The sequence below is a fragment of the Enhygromyxa salina genome, assembly GCF_002994615.1.
Lineage (GTDB): Bacteria > Myxococcota_A > Polyangia > Nannocystales > Nannocystaceae > Plesiocystis > Plesiocystis salina_A.
In genome coordinates this window covers 1-2,767 of the sequence record NZ_PVNK01000051.1, presented here as the reverse complement: position 1 = coordinate 2,767, position 2,767 = coordinate 1, and the positions used below count along the sequence as shown (strand labels likewise).

The 2,767-nt window shown below is 65.3% G+C and carries 2 protein-coding genes; one reads left to right on the top strand and one right to left on the bottom strand.

Features of this window, described 5'->3' with window-relative positions:
- On the top strand, positions 1 to 602 hold a 602-nt coding region (locus ENSA5_RS04955), incomplete at its 5' end, for an alanine dehydrogenase (protein WP_373422420.1).
- A gap of 477 nt (positions 603 to 1,079) precedes the next feature.
- Here the strand turns inward: ENSA5_RS04955 and ENSA5_RS04950 are convergent.
- Entirely contained in the window at positions 1,080 to 2,078 is a 999-nt protein-coding gene (locus ENSA5_RS04950) for a hypothetical protein (RefSeq protein ID WP_146155334.1), read from the bottom strand.
- Between the last annotated feature and the right edge of the window lie 689 nt (positions 2,079 to 2,767).

The window sequence follows — 2,767 nt, the reverse complement described above, 5'->3', positions numbered from 1 at the left end:
CGGTGATCGGAGGAGGGATTGTGGGGACGGCGGCGGCTCGGATCGCGATCGGGCTTGGGGCGCATGTGACGGTGCTCGATATTTCGCAGGCGCGGATGGCCTACCTCGAGGATGTGTTCGGGAATACGATCGAGACGCTGTTCTCGAACCCGGAGAATATCGAGAAGAAAGTTTCGGGGGCGGATCTGGTGATCGGGGCGGTGCTGGTCCCGGGGGCGGCGGCGCCGAAGCTGGTGAGTGAGGAGCTGGTTCAGGCGATGAAGGCTGGGTCGGTGATCGTGGATGTGGCGGTTGATCAGGGGGGGTGCATCGCTACTTGTCGGGCGACTACGCATCAGGAGCCTACCTATGTGGCGCATGGGGTGGTGCACTACTGTGTCGCGAATATGCCGGGGGCGGTGCCTCGGACGAGTACCTACGCGCTGACGAATGCGACGCTTGGATATGCGCTGCAGGTCGCCAACCATGGCGCCGAGGCGGCCGTGCGTGGTTCGGGGCACCTCGCGGCGGGGGTCAACACCTGGGATGGGGCGTGCACGGTCGAGGCGGTGGCTTCGGCGGTGGGGGTTGATTTCACTACGCTGGATTCGCTGATTCACTGAAGGGACACCCGGGGGTCAGAAGGGACACCCGGACTGGGCGGAGCGGGGCACCCGGACTGGGAGTCTTTGGACGGGGACCGGACGGGGCACCCGGACTGGGAGTCTTCGTCCCGCCGGACACCCGGACTGGGAGTCTTTGTCCTGTGGGCGGGTCTCAAGAGACACCCGGACTGGGAGGAGGAGGAGGGACACCCGGACTGGGAGTCTTCGTCCCGCAGCGGTCTCAAGAGACACCCGGACTGGGAGTCTTTATCCGGCGGGGGACACCCGGACTGGGAGTCTTCGTCCCGCAGCGGTCTCAAGAGACACCCGGACTGGGAGTCTTTATCCGGCAACGGTCTCAGAGAAGCCCGAGCCGGCTCTCCAAGCCCCAAATTCGGTCTCGTGTGCTCGTCAGCATCCAACTAGTCGCCACCGAACCAATGCATGACGGCGGGACAGCATCGCGCAACCCCGCCCTCCCCCATGTTCCCGGCGCTACGGCGGTTGAACCGGCTGAGCAGCCACCGCGACCCCCGCGAAGCGTCGGAGCCAATAAGTCCCCGTCGGGAACACTGCCGATTCACCTGCGAGATGCAGCTCCCGAGCAGCCGCGTACTGCCGCTCCCAATCGCGGTCCCGCTGCAGTTCCGCGAGCACCAACCACTTGCTCGAGGCCGCGTGCTTGGGCGCAACCGCAAACCGCTCCTCGAAGCTTTGCGGCGCTCGATTCCACCGTTGCTTCTCGAGCTTGCGCAATCCCATGAAGCGCCGCCCCTCCTCACGCATCTTCCGCTGAGTGTCGACCTCACAATCACGGACCGCGGTCATCATCCTCTGATACAGCGCATCATCGTCGAGTTCGGAGAAAATTGGCGGCCGGACAAGCGTGAGCGAGACCTGCTCGGGCATGTCGCCGCCTTCGTCGAAAAGCCAGTTCGGCCGCACGAACGTCCGAGTCTCACCGAATTTCCAACCGATAGTCGTGAACCCCGGCCAAAGCCGCGACCACCGCACCAGCCCGGCCGAGACCGGGTTCGTGAGCGTGTAGACGAGGTCGCCGAGCGACTCCTCGTCGTCGAGCCTCAGAGTGTCGCAACCTCCGTCACCACTCCAGAAGGTATCTCGCCGCCCGCGCCAGGCATTGAGCCCCCGAGCGATCAAGCTGTGCAGCTTCTGCTTGAAGAGTACGATATTGCCCTCGGGATCGGTGATGTCGGTGTGGTGGTGATTCGACATCCACACGCTCGCGTGGATCCGAATGCCGTAGCTCCCGGCCGAATAGGCAAGGCAATAGCCGATGAAGTTGGTCAACTCCTCAGCCTGGTTGCCGGTCGAGAGCAGTAGCCGGCGCCCGATGCACCGCCGGGTGACCTTGCTGCTGCGGCGCGGAAAGATGGGCCGCGCACGGACACGCGGGTAACCTCGTGCCTGGCCGCGAGCGCGATTTTTCGCGCGGCGGGCGGCGCTGGCTTGTTTCTGTGCGGACGAGACCACGCAGAGGTGTCGGCCGCACGAGCGCGGTGTTGCAGGATTTTCTGTACTCGTCGGGCTGGCCCGTTGTCCGGCCACCTCGTCGAGCCCGTGATCGAAGGATCAGTCCGAAGACTCTGAGCCCGGTCACTCCCGGTCACTCGATCCGAAGACTCGGAGCCCGGTCGCCCCGCCCCCGGTCACCCGGTCGCTCCGAAGGAGCCCGGTCGCTCCGAAGACCTCGGCTCGAGCGCGTGATCGAAAGATCAATCCGAAGACTCGGAGCCCGGTCGCTCCGAAGGAGCCCGGTCGCTCCGAAGACCTCGGCTCGAGCGCGTGATCGAAAGATCAATCCGAAGACTCGGAGCCCGGTCGCTCCAAAGGAGCCCCGAAGACCTCGGCTCGAGCGCGTGATCGAAAGATCAATCCGAAGACTCGGAGCCCGGTCGCTCCGAAGGAGCCCGGTCGCTCCGAAGGAGCCCGGTCGCTCCGAAGACCTCGGCTCGAGCGCGTGATCGAAAGATCAATCCGAAGACTCGGAGCCCGGTCGCCCCCCGATCCCCGGAGCCCGGCTCGAGCGCGTGATCGAAAGATCAATCCGAAGACTCGGAGCCCGGTCGCCCCCCCCATCTGATCGAAAGATCAATCCGAAGACTCGGAGCCCGGTCGCCCCCCCGGACCCGAAGACTCGGAGCCCGGTCGCCCCCCGGTCG